This is a genomic window from Ruegeria sp. EL01, from assembly GCF_900313035.1.
Classification (GTDB): domain Bacteria; phylum Pseudomonadota; class Alphaproteobacteria; order Rhodobacterales; family Rhodobacteraceae; genus Ruegeria.
The window spans coordinates 281,626-295,691 of record NZ_OMPS01000041.1; the positions used below are offsets into that span (position 1 = coordinate 281,626).

The window sequence follows — 14,066 nt, forward strand, 5'->3', positions numbered from 1 at the left end:
TCTCAGCCAGCCGCAACTGCGGTTTTTGCGCGGTCCCGATACCGTTCGACCGCGGCAACGTCGCTTTCGGCCTCGAGCATCAGCATCAGTGAATGCAGCTGTTCCAGATCGCGCAGTTCGACGTTGATCATCAGTCGGTAAAAATCCGGTTTCCGGTCCACGAATTCGAGGTTTGAGATATTGGCCTTTTTCTCGCCGATCAATGTGCAAATTCGCCCCAATACACCGGCATCGTTGCCAATGGTCAGGTCCAGCGTGGCACCGTAGACCGCTGGGTGCGTTCCTGAGTGCCAGTGCAGGTCGACCCAGCGTTCAGGTTCGTTTTCGAATTCCGACAGGCGGTCGCAGTCGATGGCGTGCACCACCACGCCTTTGCCACGGTAGGTAATCCCTACAATGCGTTCGCCCGGCACCGGTTGACAACAGGGCGCGCGATCAAAGCTTTGCCCCGGCTCCAGACCAATCACGGCGCGGCGCAACGGTATGGCATCGCCTTCATCTTTGGCAAGCTCTGGATACACCGCCTCGACCACCTCATGGGCGGTCAGTTCGGCACTGCCCAGCCGGGCCAGCAATTCCTGACGATCCGTAAGGCGCAGGTGTTTTGCGGCAGTATCCAGCGCCTTGTCGGTTGCCTTGCGTCCGACGTTTTCGAACCCGGCGCGGGCCAGTTCCTTACCCAGTTTGATAAAGCGTTCGCGATCAACTTCGCGCAGAGCGCGCCGGATAGCGGTGCGTGCCTTGCCGGTCACGGCAATCTCAAGCCAACTGACCTGCGGCGTTTGCCCGTCTGCGGTAATGATATCAACCGATTGACCATTCTTGAGCCGGGTCCACAGGGGCACGCGGATGCCGTCGACTTTGGCGCCGACACAGGCATGGCCGATGCGCGTGTGAATGGCATAGGCAAAGTCAATGGGTGTAGCGCCACGCGGCTGCTTGACCACGTCCCCTTTGGGCGTGAAGCAGAACACCTGATCCGAATACATCTCAAGCTTGACGGCCTCGAGGAAATCTTCGTGATCTTCTTCGTTGTCAAACTGCTCGGTCAGGTTGGAAATCCACTTGGCCGGATCCACGGCAAACGGGTTTTCCGAGCGCACACCGTCGCGGTACGACCAATGCGCCGCGACCCCGGTTTCGGCCACGTCATGCATCTGACGAGTGCGGATCTGAACCTCGACCCGTTTACCGTCACGCCCCGAGACCGTTGTGTGGATCGAGCGGTATCCGTTCGATTTCGGTTGGCTGATGTAATCCTTGAACCGCCCCGGTACCGCGCGCCAGCGTTGGTGGATTGCGCCAAGAGTACGATAGCAGTCTTCCTCAGTCTGGGTGATGATGCGGAACCCGTAGATGTCGGACAGGCGCGAGAAGCCCTGATCTTTTTCCTGCATCTTGCGCCAGATCGAATAGGGCTTTTTGGCACGCCCGAACACCTCGGCTTCGATCCCGACCTTTTCAAGTTCATGTCGCATGTCGCCGGTGATGCGATGGATCACATCGCCGGTTTCCCGTTGCAGCGTGATAAAACGGCGGATGATCGACTGCCGACCTTCCGGGTTAAGAACGCGGAAAGCGAGATCCTCAAGCTCTTCCCGCATCCATTGCATACCCATACGACCCGCAAGAGGTGCATAGATATCCATGGTTTCACGCGCCTTGATTACCTGCTTTTCCGGCCGCATCGCCTTGATCGTTCGCATGTTGTGCAAACGGTCGGCCAGCTTGACCAGAATGACCCGCAAATCCTTGGACATGGCCATGAACAATTTGCGAAAGTTTTCGGCTTGCTTGGTTTCGCGGCTGGAAAGTTGCAGGTTGGTCAACTTGGTAACGCCATCGACCAGTTTGGCGACCTCTTCGCCGAACAGTTCTGACACTTTGCCATAGTTGGCCTTGGTGTCTTCGATCGTGTCGTGCAGCAGCGCTGTGATAATTGTCGCATCATCCAGACGCTGTTCGGTCAGGATTGCGGCAACGGCAACGGGATGGGTAAAATAGGGCTCGCCTGAATGGCGGAACTGCCCGTCATGCATCTGCTGGCCAAACTCATAGGCCTTGGCGATGCGATCAGCATTGGTCTTGGGGTTGTAGTTGCGGACCAGCGCAATCAGGTCTTCAGCAGAAATCATCCGGTCCGCACCTTCGTCTTGGGGCTTACCCCTGGCCCTGGGCCTCCATCAATGCGCGCAGGAGCTTTTCTTCGGACATGTCGTCATCGGCAGGCTTGTCCGATTCCGCACCCATCAGCAGCGCCATCTGATCTTCTTCAGGCTCATCAACCTCGATCTGAGTCTGGTTGGCCTCGATCAGGCGTTCGCGCAGATCATCCGCGCTTTGGGTCTCATCGGCGATTTCACGCAGCGACACGACGGGGTTCTTGTCGTTGTCACGGTCCACGGTGATCGGGCCACCGGCCGAAATCTCGCGCGCGCGATGGGCGGCAAGCATCACCAGTTCGAACCGGTTTGGAACCTTGTCTACGCAATCTTCAACCGTTACGCGGGCCATCGGGCGCTCTCCGTTACTGAATCCATGTCAGGAAGAGGTTTATCTAAGGCCGATTGCGCGCCTTGACAAGCAAGAAATGCTGCAAATGCGCGGATCACAAAGGCGTGACTGCAGCAACATCTTCGGCAGGCAGCTTAGCGATCATCTCGGTCACCGTGCGACCCAGCACCGGATGGTGCCAATCGGGCGCGACGTCAGCCATCGGAACCAGAACGAAAGCCCGATCCTGCAGGCGCGGATGCGGCAGGACCAACTGATCAGGCGCTTGTTGTCGCTGATCCTGCGGTGAAAGGGTCAACCATCGATCAAATCCGGCATGATCGGGCAACACCGTGTCGCCCCAAGCGACCAGGTCCAGATCAAGCGTGCGCATGCCCCATCGCTGTACCCGCTCGCGCCCGAATTGGTGTTCGATCTCATGTAATACCTGCAGCAGGTCCACAGGCGTCTTGTCCGAGGCGATCAGAGCCGCTGCATTGACATAGTCCGGCCCGGCACCGGCCGGAAAGCATGGGGTCGCATAAAACCGGCTGATTGCTCGAATCAGCACACCTTTGGTGTGCAACGCGTCCAGAGCCTTCTGAAGTGTCACTTTGGGCCCGTTTCCACTCAGATTGAGATTTGCTCCCAGAGCGAGCACGGCGTTGGGCAACGAATCGCTCATTAAACCTCCTTTGTTAACCGAATTGGACACTTGCGATACACAACAAATGCCCTAATTATAGGCTTACCAGTGCGCCCGGAATTTCACTCACTCACCAAAGTCGCGGCGCGGTGGATTATACCGGAAGGGACTATTTATGTTTTATAAGGACGAACGGCTAGCGCTGTTCATTGATGGCTCGAATCTTTACGCTGCGGCAAAAGCACTCGGTTTTGATATAGACTACAAACTTCTGCGGCAGGAATTCATGCGCCGCGGCAAGTTGTTGAGGGCCTTCTACTATACTGCGCTACTAGAAAATGACGAGTATTCTCCGATCCGCCCCCTGGTTGACTGGCTGCATTACAACGGCTTCACCATGGTGACAAAACCGGCCAAGGAATACACCGACAGCATGGGGCGTCGGAAAGTCAAAGGGAACATGGATATCGAGCTTACCGTCGATGCCATGGAACTGGCACCGCGCGTTGATCATATCGTGCTGTTTTCGGGGGATGGAGATTTCCGCCCGTTGATTGCAAGCCTGCAGCGTCAGGGCGTGCGTGTATCGGTGGTTTCAACCATCCGCAGTCAACCGCCGATGATCTCGGACGAGTTGCGCCGCCAGGCCGACAACTTCATCGAGCTGGAAGACCTGCGCGACGTTGTGGGCCGCCCACCGCGCGAGATGCCCGCCGAGCCGCGCAGCGTTGCAGTGGCCAGCGGCAGTTGATCTGACGATCGACACGTGATGGGGACAAAATTCGCGCGGTCAGGACATGTCATCCTGACCGCGCTTCTTTAACTATAAACAGGTGCTCAAACACTGTCGGGCTATCAACGATTCATGTCAGATCAATGACGCGGTCCTGTCTGGACCAAGGCGGGGAAAAGACTTACCTGTGCCTTAAGGAGACAGCGACATGAGCAAGCCGCCACTGACACTTTATCTGGCCGCACCGCGCGGGTTCTGCGCAGGCGTGGACCGTGCCATCAAAATCGTCGAGATGGCCCTGCAAAAATGGGGCGCGCCGGTCTATGTGCGCCATGAGATCGTGCACAACAAGTTCGTCGTCGACGGGTTGCGTGCCAAAGGCGCCGTCTTTGTCGAGGAGCTGGACGACTGCCCGAACGACCGGCCAGTGATCTTTTCCGCCCACGGGGTACCCAAATCGGTTCCCGCAACTGCCGCACAGCGTGAGATGATCTACGTGGATGCGACCTGCCCTTTAGTCTCGAAAGTCCATGTCGAGGCACAGCGTCACGCCGATGCCGGATTGCAGATGATCATGATCGGTCACAAGGGTCACCCGGAAACGGTTGGCACGATGGGTCAGTTGCCAGATGGCGAGGTACTGCTGGTCGAGACCGTGGACGACGTGGCCCATGTTCGGGTGCGAAACTCCGAGAAGCTGGCCTTTGTCACACAGACAACGCTATCGGTCGATGACACCAAGGACATCATCGCCGCGTTAGAGGCGCGGTTCCCGGCCATTGTCGGGCCGCACAAAGAAGATATCTGTTATGCCACGACCAACCGGCAAGAGGCCGTAAAAGAGGTCGCTCCGAATTCTGACGCTTTGCTCGTGGTCGGGGCCCCGAATTCATCCAACTCGCGCCGACTGGTCGAGGTCGCCTCCCGCGCCGGGTGCAATTATGCACAACTGGTTCAACGTGCGACAGAGATTGACTGGCGCGCGTTGGAAGGGATTTCGAGCATTGCGATCACAGCTGGCGCATCCGCCCCCGAAGTTCTGGTCGATGAAGTCATCGAGGCTTTCAGCGATCATTACGACGTCACGGTAGAGCTGGTCGAAACCGCAGTTGAAAATGTCGAGTTCAAAGTCCCCCGCGTTTTGAGGCAACCCGCGTGAACGGAGTTCCAAAGGCGCCACTGTATCTGGGGCTGGCGGGTCTGATCCCGTTTGTCTGGGGTGCGCTGACCTATTGGAACGGGGATTTGCAATCCTGGGGCTCAGGCACATTCGGATCCCGGTTTGTCGGGCCCTACATCCAACTTTTCTATGGCTCTGTGATCCTCAGCTTTATGTCCGGCGTGCTGTGGGGCTTTGCGACCAAAACATCCGGCAGCAAGGCAGCGACCTGTTATGCGCTGTCGGTTCTGCCGGCGTCGTGGGCCTTTTTCATGACCGGTGGCGGACCGGTCACCGCAGGCTTCAACCTTATTGTCGGGTTTGCGGGACTGCTACTGCTGGATGTGATGTTCTGGTATTGGGGGCTGGCGCCGCGCTGGTGGATGAAACTGCGCATCCTGCTGACCGCCGTGGTCGTTTTTTGCCTTGCTGTAGGAGTATATCTATGAGCGATCGTGACACGATTTCCGTCTATAACGCGCAAGCCGCGCGGTATGCAGAACTGACAGATGACTCGAACAAATCTGACCGGGGCATGGATGACTTCATCGCCGCTGTGCCGAATGGGGGAACAGTATTGGACCTTGGCTGCGGCCCCGGGGCATCGGCCTTGGTCATGGCTGAAGCGGGGCTTCAGGTCGACGCGACGGATGCCTCGGCAGAAATGATCAAACTGGCCTCGGCTCATGCGGGTGTTTCGGCCCGTCAGGCTACGTTTACGGATCTGGATGCAGAAAACGCCTATGATGGCGTGTGGGCAAATTTTAGCCTGTTGCACGCGCCACGCAGTGAATTCCCGAACCATCTGGCCGCCATTCACACGTCGCTCAAACCAGGTGGCGTGTTCTTCATCGCCTTGAAACTGGGTGAAGGCGAAGGCCCCGACCGGCTGGGTCGGTACTATAGCTACTACAGCGAGGACGCATTGAAGACATATCTGCAAGACGCCGGTTTCACGGTAACCAACCAATGGCATGGCAGCGGAACAGGGTTGGACGGATCAGAGTCGGAATGGATCAGACTGGCGGCCCATGCCTGAGCTTTTTGCCTATACGGATGGGGCCTGTTCCGGCAATCCCGGGCCGGGGGGCTGGGGTGTGTTGCTGCAGGCAAAGGACGGTGAGACCGTCCTGAAAGAGCGTGAACTGAACGGCGGCGAAGCCGAGACCACCAACAACCGGATGGAATTATTGGCCGCAATCAGCGCGTTGGAGGCACTGGAACGCGCCTCGAAGATCACCATTGTCACGGACAGCGCCTATGTCAAAAACGGCGTCACCGGCTGGATTTTCGGATGGAAGCGGAACGGCTGGAAAACCTCGAACAAAAAGCCCGTCAAGAATGTTGATCTGTGGCAACGGCTGGACGAGGCGCAATCGCGCCATGACGTCATCTGGGAATGGGTCAAAGGCCACGCGGGGCACCCCGAGAACGAAAAGGCCGACGAGTTAGCCCGTGCAGGCATGGCGCCCTTCAAGCCGAAAAAGGCGCAGGCGTGAACGGTCTTGCGCTGCTGGACTATGCCTCGGTTCTGGTGTTTGCCCTGACCGGTGCGTTGGTGGCCAGCCGTGCACAACTGGATTTGGTTGGATTCGCCTTTGTCGCCTGCCTGACGGCCGTTGGTGGTGGCACGGTTCGCGATGTTCTGTTGGATCGGCACCCGGTGTTCTGGGTCGGCCAACCCGACTATATCCTGATTGCCGCAGGTGCTGCTGTTCTGGTGTTCTTTACCGCGCATCTGATGGAAAGCCGGTATAACTGGCTGGTCTGGTTGGACAGTTTTGCCCTGTCGATAGCGGTCGCTGCTGGCACCGGGGCGGCAATGTCACTGGGTCAGCCCGGCATCATCGTGGTATTGATGGGGATCACCACCGGATGCCTCGGCGGGTTGATGCGGGATGTGGTCTGCAACGAGGTGCCTTTGGTTTTGAAACAAGGCCAGCTTTATGTCTCGTGCGCGTTGGCAGGGGCTTTGGCGGCGGTCATTGCAACACAGGTGGGTTTGGAAACGTTGCCCGCACTTGGCGTTTGTGCGTTGATATGCTGGGCCCTTAGGGCGGGATCGCTGCTGTTTGGATGGCAATTGCCAGTCTATAAAAGCCGCCCTCCCCGGCAATAGGCCGATGGGCATTGCGAGGTCACTGATGAAGTCCAGGTTTTTAAAGATTGCGGTCTGTCTGTCAGTGCTAGCGTCTTGCGCAGAACAGTATGTGCCTGTCAGCTTCGTCGCACAGGGCGATGAGATCATTGCAACAGGGACAATCGACGATACCACGTTGGCCGCATTTCAGGACGTGACATCGGACAATCCAAAGATACGAACACTGGTACTGCAGTATATTGAGGGGTCATTGGACGATGACGCCAATGTTGTCTTCAGCCGCGTGGTACACAATGCGGGGTTTGACACCGTTGTGCCGTCTGACGGGTTGATTGCCTCGGGTGGGACGGATCTGTTTCTGGCCGGGAACCGGCGCACTTTGCGGCCCGGCGCATGTGTCGGCGTCCACAGTTGGGCCGGATCAGGGATTGTAGCGACCGAGCTTCCGTTGGATGATCCAGAACATGACCGATACATCAGCTATTTCGAGGATATCGGCTTTGACGACGATTTCTACTGGTTCACGTTGGACGCCGCGCCCGCAGATAGAATTCATTGGATGACTGCGTCGGAAGCGAACCGATTTGGCATGACCACCAAAGGATCGCCTCGGCTGGGGGCCGCGACGGACTGCGACACACGCTAGGGACCGGTCATCAGCGTTTGATGTAGGTCTGCCAGATCCAGATCACCAGCAACGCACCCAAAATGGCGCCTACAAATCCCGACAGCCAACCCATAACCGCCAACAGCGTGCGCAACAAGAAGCCACCGACCAAGGCACCCACGATACCGATCAACATGGTGGTTGGAATGTCCGCTTCGATCCGCATCAGGCGAGTGGCCAGAAATCCGGCGGCAGCGCCGATGATGATCAGGGCAACAACGGGCATCTTACTTCCTCCAATGGGTCGGCACGATGATCAGCGCACCGATGGATGACAGCACTGCATCCAGGCCAGGCGGGCCAAAGCTGATGCCAAACATGATCCGCACGAAATAAAACAGAAAGGCACCACCAACACAGATGATGATGGATTGAAGGTAGCCATTGTGGGTAAAGCCCGACTTCTCGGACAGGTATCCGACAATCCCAGCAATCACGACGGTGCCCATCAGGATCATGAACATGCAGCTTTCACTCCGAAGGCAGGTGGGTGCCTGCCGGTATCGGCCAGCCCCGCAGGAAGGTTTCCTTATCCTGCGCGCCTTTGCCCGCCCTTTGCAAGCGCAGCAGGTCCAAAGCACCAGACCCGCAGGCAACGCGAAGCTGGTCATCCAGAACTTCACCCGGTGCCCCCTGCCCTTCAGCGAGGCGCGATGCCAGCAGTTTGATCCTCTCGCTTTCAACCTCGGTCCATGCGCCGGGGAATGGTGAGAGGCCGCGGATTTGCCTGTCGATCAGGACAGCTGGCTTTGTCCAATCGATCCGCGCTTCGGCTTTGTCGATTTTGGCGGCATAGGTCACGCCATCTTTGGGCTGCTGCTGCGGCTTCAAATCTGGCAGGTGGGTCAGCGCCTCGATGATCAAATCAGCGCCGATAACAGACAGGCGGTCATGCAGTTCGGCGGTGGTTTCTTCGGGCCTGACGCTGGTGGATTTGTGCAACAGCACCGGACCGGTGTCCAACCCGGCCTCCATCTGCATGATGCAGATCCCGGTTTCGGCATCCCCCGACATGATCGCCCGATGGATCGGCGCAGCCCCGCGCCAGCGCGGCAACAGGCTGGCATGGATGTTCAGACATCCCTGCGCGGGCGCGTCGAGTATGGCTTGCGGCAGGATCAAACCATAGGCAACCACAACGGCCACATCCGCGTTGAGATCCGCAAAGTTTGCCTGTTCTTCGGCAGTTTTGAGAGAGATGGGATGGCGGACAGTCAAGCCCAGCGCCTCGGCCCGCGCGTGGGCTGGGGTCGGGCGGTCTTTTTTTCCGCGCCCAGCGGGGCGTGGTGGCTGGCAATAGACGGCCGCGATTTCGTGCCCGGCCTCAATCAGCGCATCCAGCACCGGCACCGAGAAATCCGGCGTTCCCATGAAAACTATTCGCATCCAACTCTCCGTAGGATGGGGGTTTATCCCATCTTTTTGGCTTTGCGCAGCAGCATGTCGCGTTTCACTTTGCTGAGCCGGTCGAAATACATCTGACCGTTCAGGTGATCAATCTGGTGCTGCACACTTGTGGCCTCGATACCGACAAAATCCCGGCGGTCCACCACGCCCTGTTCATTGAGGAACTTCACCGTCACCGCGCGGGGCCGTTTCACCTTGGCCGAAACACCGGGCAAGTTGGGGCTGGCCTCGTCATGTTCGCGCAGTTCGATCGAGCTGTGCAGGATTTCAGGGTTCGCCAGACGCACGGCCCGACCTCGCTCGGTCGAGCCATCGACAACCGCGAGACGCAGCATCACCCCAATCTGAGGCGCTGCGAGACCGACGCCTGGCATCGCCTCCATCGTGTCGATCATGTCGTTCCAGATGGCACGGATAGCATCGGTGATTTCAACCACATCCTCGGCCTTGCTGCGCAGGCGCTTATCTGGCCAGGGCAGGCAGGTTCTGACAGTCATGAACGGGCCTGTTCGCGTTTGAGCTTTTGCATCTTGCGCGTGATCATCTGGCGTTTCAGCGGCTTGAGATAATCGATGAATAATTTGCCATCCAGGTGGTCAATCTCGTGCTGCACACAGGTGGACCAAAGGCCATCGAAGGTCTCCTGCTGCAGCTTTCCGTCACGGTCAATCCAAGACACATCAACAACCTTGGGGCGGGTCACCTCGGCATATTGATCCGGGATAGACAGGCAGCCTTCCTCGTAGACATTGGTTTCGTCCGAGGAGGCGATGACTTCGGGGTTGAACATAACCAGCGGTCGGGGCGTTTCACCCTCTTCCTTGATGCAGTCCAGAACGATCAGCCGCTCTAATATGCCGATCTGCGGCGCGGCCAGCCCGATGCCCGGCGCGTCATACATCGTCTCCAGCATATCGTCGGCCAGCGTGCGCAGCTCGTCCGACAGGTCAGCCACGGGCGCGCAGACCTTTTTCAGGCGGGGATCGGGATGGATCAGGATATTGCGTTTCATGAGGCTGATTTAGGACAACATGAGCCAAGCCGCAACGCCCCCCTTGCACCTGACCGATTTGCCGTTAGCTTTCGTCGAGGAAAATGGAGCAGACATGACTTTCAACGACCTGATTGATCGCCGGGGAACCAACAGTTCCAAATGGGATAAGATGGAAAGCCTCTATGGGGTATCACCCAAAGACGGGCTGGCGATGTGGACAGCAGATTCCGACTATCAAACAGCGCCTTGTGTAATCGACGTGGTCCGCAAAGCGGCCGAACACGGCGTTTTCGGGTATTCGTGGATGCACTCTGACTATCTGGCATCAGTTCAATGGTGGATGGGTAACCGTCACAGTTGGAAGATTGATACGGATTGGGTCCTGACATCGCAAGGATTGGGCAACGCGATTGCTCTCTGTCTGGATGTCTGGAGTGAGCCCGGTGACGGCGTGGTCATCTTCACGCCAGTTTACCACGAGTTTGCCCACAAGGTGAACAAGACGGGCCGCCGCGTGGTGGAATGCCCATTGGTGCGCGATGGCGACAGCTATGGCCTTGATCTGGACGATGCACAGTCCCATCTGGACGGGTCCGAGAAGCTGTTGCTGTGGTGTTCTCCGCAAAACCCGTCAGGTCGGATCTGGACGCCAGAGGAGTTGCGCGCGGTGGCAGCGTTTGCCGAACGCAACGGGTTGATCCTTGTCTCGGATGAGATTCACCATGATCTGGTTTACCCAGGCTCCACATTCATGCCGATGGATGTCGCCGCACCAGACGCGCGCCCATGGACTGTGACGCTGACGGCGGCGTCGAAGACATTTAACATTGCCGGTCAACGCACCGGGAACATGATCATACCGGACGCCAAACTACGTGCCAAAATGCGGCATCGCATACAAACACTGGACTATGATCCCAGCGCATTGGGTGTGGCAATGATCACTGCAGCTTATTCGCCCGAAGGTGCCGAATGGGTCGACGCGCAGATCGTACATCTGGACGCCAACAGGAAACTCTTTGACGCCACTATCGCCGAAATTCCCGGCCTGTGGTCGATGCCGCTGCAGGCGACTTATCTGGCTTGGGTCGATTTCTCGGGCACCGGCATGGATCATACCGAGTTCACGCGCCGCCTGCGCGAAGACGCCCGGATTGCAACCTCACCCGGACCCGGCTTTGGCGCTGGTGGCGAGACCTTCGAACGCTTCAACTTGGCCACGCAACGTGCACGGGTCGAAGAAGCCTGCGCCCGTCTCAAAAGCGCGTTTGCTGACCTTCAGTAGGGTATGCGCCGGCTTGGTCTGATAGCATTACTTATGCTGGCGGCCAGTGCCGGGTGGTTCGGTTGGCAGCGCTATGGTCCGCGCCCTTCGGCGCCTGTGATGGCCCCGGAGGCAGCGCGCGTTGATCACATACTGATCGAAAAGTCCGCGCGACGCTTGACCGCTTCGCTGGACGGGGCGGTCGTAATGCGGGTCGATATCGCGTTGGGTTTTGCACCCGAAGGCGACAAGCAGATAGAAGGCGATGGTAAAACGCCGGTGGGAGTGTTCAAGGTGGACCGTCGCAATCCCCAAAGCGCCTATCACCTGTCACTGGGGCTCGATTACCCTCAGCCAGATGATGTGACACGTGCGCAGCAGCAAGGGATTGACCCTGGCGGTGACATCTTCATCCATGGCCAGCCCAACGGTGTCGTCGGCCTGAGCCTGCCAGGAGATTGGACAGCAGGCTGCATCGCCATTTCGAATACCGAGATAGCGCAGCTCTGGAGCCTCACGGCCACCGGTACGACGGTTGAAATTCGCCCTTAGTCCTCGTGGCCCAGCAAAGCGATTGGCGCGTCGGGTGCGCGGTAAAAATCCAGCGGCGCCTTGTCGTGGGCGGCCGTACTGCGCTTGAACTCATAGCGCATTTCGCCACCCTCTTCCTGATCCGCGATGATCAAACACTGATACAGATGGTTTGCCCCGTCATAGACATCGACCAGCCCGCGCAGGCGCGGCGTGGTCTCAGACTCGACAGTGAATCCGTCTTTCCACAATTTCAGGATCTTGAAAGTATTGTCGCCCATCTCCACCCGTAAACGGCTGGACTTCTTCAGTGTGGCGATTCGCGCAGCATCCAATTCCGCGCGTATTTCCTTGGAAACATAAGTACTCATAAAACAATTCCCCCTAATGCTCTCTATTGCGGGGGTTAAGATGTAAAAATCCAATGAACTGTTTCACACCCTTTCGCGATGCTGGCGGTTTGTTGCGCAGACATCCCAAAGATGAATGTGCGCCGACGCAGGCATGATGCGCGGGCGCTGGCATAGGAAGCCTACGCGCAAACGCCTATCTTGGCTAAAATCGCTGAGCGGAGGAATTGATATGGGCCTGCTGGTCGACGGAAAATGGCACGACACCTGGTATGACACCAAGTCCACTGGCGGGGCGTTCAAACGCAGCGCTGCGCAGTTTCGCAACTGGCTGACCGCAGATGGCAGCCCCGGCCCCTCGGGCAAGGGCGGGTTCAAGGCGGAACCGGGGCGCTATCATCTTTACGTCAGCCATGCCTGCCCCTGGGCGCATCGCACGTTGATCTTTCGCGAGTTGAAGGGCCTCAGCGACCTGATCTCGGTCTCGGTCGTGCATCCTGACATGTTGGACAAGGGTTGGACGTTCGAGACAGACGCCGATGGTGCGACCGGTGATACGCTGTATGGCCAGGGCTTTGCGCATCAGGTCTATACCAAGGCCGATCCTGCCTATTCGGGTCGCGTAACCGTGCCGATCCTGTGGGACAAACAGCAGGACACCATCGTGTCGAACGAAAGCTCGGAAATCATCCGCATGTTCAATTCGGCCTTTAACGGCATCACTGGCAACACCGATGACTACTGGCCCGAGGCGATGCGCGATCAGATCGAAGAGGTCAATGCCCGCATCTATTCCGACGTCAACAACGGGGTCTACAAATCCGGTTTCGCAACCTCGCAAGACGCCTATGACGCCGCCGTGCATCCACTGTTCGACACGCTGGACTGGTTGGAAGATCGCCTAAGCTCGAACCGCTATCTTATAGGGGATCGCGTGACCGAGGCGGATTGGCGGCTATTCACAACGTTGATCCGTTTTGATCCGGTCTATCACCTGCATTTCAAATGCAACCTGCGGCGGCTGATAGATTACCCGAACCTCTGGGCCTATACACGAGAGCTGTATCAGTGGCCGGGCGTCGCAGAGACGGTGAATTTAAACCATATCGTGCGCCATTATCACTACAGCCATGACAGCATCAATCCGAACCGGATCATCCCGGTCAATCCGGTGCTGGATTACATGGAGCCGCATGGGCGCGGTCAGCGACCTGCTGCGTAATGTTCCACCAACGCCGCCAGATCCTCGGGCGGCGTACCGCTTTGCACATAGGCGCAGGCATTGGGGCTGTGGGCAAAGATCGAGCCGTCCGAGAAAAACGTTGTGTTGGTGACGAAAATCACCCGGGCGTCGGGGCGGCGATAGCTGGCGAAATCGGCAACAGCCAAGGCGCTGCCGGTTTCCAGAACCAGATCCAGCACGATAATCTCAAAGGCCGTCCCGTATAGCGCAAGGATCGCAGCCTCTTGGCCCGGCACCAACTCAACATCGGCGCCTTGCCTTTCCAGATGTCTTTTCCAGACCTGACCTAGGTCGGGGTTACTCTCAACAATCAGAACTTTCATTTGCAACAACCTCGGCACTTGGTATGGTGAGTGGTGCCGACCCCCGTGGACCGTGATCCCGTGATTTCCTTAACAAAGTGTTAACGATGGTCGCAGCCGTCCCTAATCACACAGATTTGCTTGTCAAAACGGCAGAAATCCGCTTGAAGCAGTCC

At 57.8% G+C, this 14,066-nt stretch carries 20 protein-coding genes; 10 read left to right on the forward strand and 10 right to left on the reverse strand.

Annotation, left to right across the window (positions count from 1 at the left end):
* Positions 1-2: 2 nt before the first annotated feature.
* The 3 genes from D9K61_RS17285 to folK all read right to left on the reverse strand — a co-directional run bounded on the left by D9K61_RS17285 (position 3) and on the right by folK (position 3,178).
* Positions 3-2,135 carry a bifunctional (p)ppGpp synthetase/guanosine-3',5'-bis(diphosphate) 3'-pyrophosphohydrolase gene (locus D9K61_RS17285; protein ID WP_120634423.1) on the reverse strand — a complete coding sequence of 711 codons (2,133 nt, stop codon included), beginning with the start codon at positions 2,133-2,135 and terminating at the stop codon, positions 3-5.
* Positions 2,136-2,160: 25 nt separating this feature from the next.
* Positions 2,161-2,514, reverse strand: coding sequence for a DNA-directed RNA polymerase subunit omega (gene rpoZ / locus D9K61_RS17290; RefSeq protein WP_085824454.1), 354 nt, complete (start codon positions 2,512-2,514; stop codon positions 2,161-2,163).
* A gap of 94 nt (positions 2,515-2,608) precedes the next feature.
* Entirely contained in the window at positions 2,609-3,178 is a 570-nt protein-coding gene (gene folK / locus D9K61_RS17295; RefSeq protein WP_120634424.1) for a 2-amino-4-hydroxy-6-hydroxymethyldihydropteridine diphosphokinase, read from the reverse strand.
* A 136-nt stretch (positions 3,179-3,314) separates the two neighbouring features.
* Between folK and D9K61_RS17300 the strand changes: the two genes are divergently transcribed.
* From D9K61_RS17300 to D9K61_RS17330, 7 genes are all read left to right on the forward strand, one after another.
* The gene (locus tag D9K61_RS17300) at positions 3,315-3,890 is read left to right on the forward strand and encodes an NYN domain-containing protein (protein WP_120634425.1); all 576 of its coding nucleotides are present in this window, start codon (positions 3,315-3,317) and stop codon (positions 3,888-3,890) included.
* 190 nt (positions 3,891-4,080) lie between these two features.
* Positions 4,081-5,031: a 4-hydroxy-3-methylbut-2-enyl diphosphate reductase gene (gene ispH / locus D9K61_RS17305; protein ID WP_120634426.1), complete on the forward strand. Its 951-nt coding sequence runs from the start codon at positions 4,081-4,083 to the stop codon at positions 5,029-5,031.
* Positions 5,028-5,480 carry a DUF3429 domain-containing protein gene (locus D9K61_RS17310; RefSeq protein ID WP_120634427.1) on the forward strand — a complete coding sequence of 151 codons (453 nt, stop codon included), beginning with the start codon at positions 5,028-5,030 and terminating at the stop codon, positions 5,478-5,480. Before ispH ends, D9K61_RS17310 begins: the two co-directional genes overlap by 4 nt.
* Positions 5,477-6,070 (forward strand): bifunctional 2-polyprenyl-6-hydroxyphenol methylase/3-demethylubiquinol 3-O-methyltransferase UbiG, encoded by a 594-nt coding sequence (locus tag D9K61_RS17315; RefSeq protein ID WP_120634428.1) that lies wholly within the window; start codon positions 5,477-5,479, stop codon positions 6,068-6,070. The genes D9K61_RS17310 and D9K61_RS17315 overlap by 4 nt, the downstream gene beginning before the upstream one ends.
* Positions 6,063-6,530 carry a ribonuclease HI gene (gene rnhA, locus D9K61_RS17320; protein ID WP_120634429.1) on the forward strand — a complete coding sequence of 156 codons (468 nt, stop codon included), beginning with the start codon at positions 6,063-6,065 and terminating at the stop codon, positions 6,528-6,530. Before D9K61_RS17315 ends, rnhA begins: the two co-directional genes overlap by 8 nt.
* Entirely contained in the window at positions 6,527-7,150 is a 624-nt protein-coding gene (locus D9K61_RS17325; protein WP_120634430.1) for a trimeric intracellular cation channel family protein, read from the forward strand. Before rnhA ends, D9K61_RS17325 begins: the two co-directional genes overlap by 4 nt.
* Positions 7,151-7,241: 91 nt before the next feature.
* Positions 7,242-7,778, forward strand: coding sequence for an alpha/beta hydrolase (locus D9K61_RS17330; RefSeq protein ID WP_254055810.1), 537 nt, complete (start codon positions 7,242-7,244; stop codon positions 7,776-7,778).
* A 10-nt stretch (positions 7,779-7,788) separates the two neighbouring features.
* On the opposite strand, the gene D9K61_RS17335 is transcribed toward D9K61_RS17330, so the two are convergent.
* The 5 genes from D9K61_RS17335 to def (D9K61_RS17355) are packed head-to-tail and all read right to left on the reverse strand — an operon-like array spanning position 7,789 to position 10,218.
* On the reverse strand, positions 7,789-8,025 hold the full coding sequence (locus tag D9K61_RS17335) for a GlsB/YeaQ/YmgE family stress response membrane protein (RefSeq protein WP_120634432.1): 237 nt from the start codon (positions 8,023-8,025) through the stop codon (positions 7,789-7,791).
* A 1-nt stretch (position 8,026) separates the two neighbouring features.
* Entirely contained in the window at positions 8,027-8,263 is a 237-nt protein-coding gene (locus D9K61_RS17340; protein ID WP_120634433.1) for a hypothetical protein, read from the reverse strand.
* A gap of 7 nt (positions 8,264-8,270) precedes the next feature.
* The gene (fmt, locus tag D9K61_RS17345; protein WP_120634434.1) at positions 8,271-9,185 is read right to left on the reverse strand and encodes a methionyl-tRNA formyltransferase; all 915 of its coding nucleotides are present in this window, start codon (positions 9,183-9,185) and stop codon (positions 8,271-8,273) included.
* Positions 9,186-9,208: 23 nt separating this feature from the next.
* Complete coding sequence (def, locus tag D9K61_RS17350; RefSeq protein WP_120634435.1) at positions 9,209-9,703, reverse strand: peptide deformylase; 495 nt, start codon at positions 9,701-9,703, stop codon at positions 9,209-9,211.
* Positions 9,700-10,218 carry a peptide deformylase gene (def, locus tag D9K61_RS17355; RefSeq protein ID WP_120634436.1) on the reverse strand — a complete coding sequence of 173 codons (519 nt, stop codon included), beginning with the start codon at positions 10,216-10,218 and terminating at the stop codon, positions 9,700-9,702. The genes def (D9K61_RS17350) and def (D9K61_RS17355) overlap by 4 nt, the downstream gene beginning before the upstream one ends.
* 94 nt (positions 10,219-10,312) lie before the next feature.
* Between def (D9K61_RS17355) and D9K61_RS17360 the strand changes: the two genes are divergently transcribed.
* The gene (locus tag D9K61_RS17360; RefSeq protein ID WP_120634529.1) at positions 10,313-11,485 is read left to right on the forward strand and encodes a MalY/PatB family protein; all 1,173 of its coding nucleotides are present in this window, start codon (positions 10,313-10,315) and stop codon (positions 11,483-11,485) included.
* A 3-nt stretch (positions 11,486-11,488) separates the two neighbouring features.
* The gene (locus D9K61_RS17365) at positions 11,489-12,016 is read left to right on the forward strand and encodes a murein L,D-transpeptidase family protein (protein WP_120634437.1); all 528 of its coding nucleotides are present in this window, start codon (positions 11,489-11,491) and stop codon (positions 12,014-12,016) included.
* Here the strand turns inward: D9K61_RS17365 and D9K61_RS17370 are convergent.
* Positions 12,013-12,366 carry a hypothetical protein gene (locus tag D9K61_RS17370; RefSeq protein ID WP_120634438.1) on the reverse strand — a complete coding sequence of 118 codons (354 nt, stop codon included), beginning with the start codon at positions 12,364-12,366 and terminating at the stop codon, positions 12,013-12,015. The two genes, D9K61_RS17365 and D9K61_RS17370, sit on opposite strands and share 4 nt — an antisense overlap.
* Before the next feature lie 211 nt (positions 12,367-12,577).
* On the opposite strand from D9K61_RS17370, the gene D9K61_RS17375 reads away from it, so the two are divergent.
* Positions 12,578-13,567 carry a glutathione S-transferase family protein gene (locus D9K61_RS17375; RefSeq protein WP_120634439.1) on the forward strand — a complete coding sequence of 330 codons (990 nt, stop codon included), beginning with the start codon at positions 12,578-12,580 and terminating at the stop codon, positions 13,565-13,567.
* Here D9K61_RS17375 and D9K61_RS17380 read toward each other — a convergent pair.
* Positions 13,549-13,911 carry a response regulator transcription factor gene (locus D9K61_RS17380; protein WP_120634440.1) on the reverse strand — a complete coding sequence of 121 codons (363 nt, stop codon included), beginning with the start codon at positions 13,909-13,911 and terminating at the stop codon, positions 13,549-13,551. The genes D9K61_RS17375 and D9K61_RS17380 overlap by 19 nt on opposite strands.
* Positions 13,912-14,066: the final 155 nt, after the last annotated feature.

Coding starts and splice junctions, on each gene's coding strand:
- D9K61_RS17285 (WP_120634423.1), bottom strand. CDS start 2,135: ATGATTTCTGCTGAAGACCTGATTGCGCTGGTCCGCAACTACAACCCC.
- rpoZ (WP_085824454.1), bottom strand. CDS start 2,514: ATGGCCCGCGTAACGGTTGAAGATTGCGTAGACAAGGTTCCAAACCGG.
- folK (WP_120634424.1), bottom strand. CDS start 3,178: ATGAGCGATTCGTTGCCCAACGCCGTGCTCGCTCTGGGAGCAAATCTC.
- D9K61_RS17300 (WP_120634425.1), top strand. CDS start 3,315: ATGTTTTATAAGGACGAACGGCTAGCGCTGTTCATTGATGGCTCGAAT.
- ispH (WP_120634426.1), top strand. CDS start 4,081: ATGAGCAAGCCGCCACTGACACTTTATCTGGCCGCACCGCGCGGGTTC.
- D9K61_RS17315 (WP_120634428.1), top strand. CDS start 5,477: ATGAGCGATCGTGACACGATTTCCGTCTATAACGCGCAAGCCGCGCGG.
- rnhA (WP_120634429.1), top strand. CDS start 6,063: ATGCCTGAGCTTTTTGCCTATACGGATGGGGCCTGTTCCGGCAATCCC.
- D9K61_RS17335 (WP_120634432.1), bottom strand. CDS start 8,025: ATGCCCGTTGTTGCCCTGATCATCATCGGCGCTGCCGCCGGATTTCTG.
- D9K61_RS17340 (WP_120634433.1), bottom strand. CDS start 8,263: ATGTTCATGATCCTGATGGGCACCGTCGTGATTGCTGGGATTGTCGGA.
- fmt (WP_120634434.1), bottom strand. CDS start 9,185: ATGCGAATAGTTTTCATGGGAACGCCGGATTTCTCGGTGCCGGTGCTG.
- def (WP_120634435.1), bottom strand. CDS start 9,703: ATGACTGTCAGAACCTGCCTGCCCTGGCCAGATAAGCGCCTGCGCAGC.
- def (WP_120634436.1), bottom strand. CDS start 10,218: ATGAAACGCAATATCCTGATCCATCCCGATCCCCGCCTGAAAAAGGTC.
- D9K61_RS17360 (WP_120634529.1), top strand. CDS start 10,313: ATGACTTTCAACGACCTGATTGATCGCCGGGGAACCAACAGTTCCAAA.
- D9K61_RS17365 (WP_120634437.1), top strand. CDS start 11,489: ATGCGCCGGCTTGGTCTGATAGCATTACTTATGCTGGCGGCCAGTGCC.
- D9K61_RS17370 (WP_120634438.1), bottom strand. CDS start 12,366: ATGAGTACTTATGTTTCCAAGGAAATACGCGCGGAATTGGATGCTGCG.
- D9K61_RS17375 (WP_120634439.1), top strand. CDS start 12,578: ATGGGCCTGCTGGTCGACGGAAAATGGCACGACACCTGGTATGACACC.
- D9K61_RS17380 (WP_120634440.1), bottom strand. CDS start 13,911: ATGAAAGTTCTGATTGTTGAGAGTAACCCCGACCTAGGTCAGGTCTGG.